Source organism: Holzapfeliella floricola DSM 23037 = JCM 16512 (genome assembly GCF_001436605.1).
GTDB lineage: Bacteria > Bacillota > Bacilli > Lactobacillales > Lactobacillaceae > Holzapfeliella > Holzapfeliella floricola.
On the sequence record NZ_AYZL01000015.1, the window covers coordinates 1 to 304 of the forward strand.

Here is a 304-nt window from a genome sequence, read left to right on the forward strand (position 1 = left end):
GGACTAGTTGAACTGACTCAAACAGGTAAGATTATTATTGCTAGAAACCTTGAAGGATTCAAAGTTTGGGCAATTATTGCACTAATTTACTTAGTGATTATTACGTTATTAACATGGGCTTCTCAATATGTAGAAAGAAGGTTGAGTAAATAATGACTAAACAAACGGAAAATATTATTAAAGTTCGTGACTTGCAAAAAAGTTACGGTGATAATCATGTCATTAAAGGCGTTGATTTAGATGTTAAACGTAATCAAGTTGTTGTTATCATTGGGCCTTCTGGATCAGGGAAGAGTACCTTTTT

Annotated in this window: 1 protein-coding gene and 1 pseudogene; both read left to right on the plus strand. The window is 32.9% G+C overall.

Going from position 1 to position 304, the window contains the following annotated elements:
- A pseudogene (locus tag FC86_RS06455) lies at positions 1-153 on the plus strand (glutamine ABC transporter substrate-binding protein); the annotation flags it as partial.
- On the plus strand, positions 153-304 hold a 152-nt coding region (locus tag FC86_RS06460; protein WP_156403326.1), incomplete at its 3' end, for an ATP-binding cassette domain-containing protein. The pseudogene FC86_RS06455 and the gene FC86_RS06460, both read left to right, overlap by 1 nt.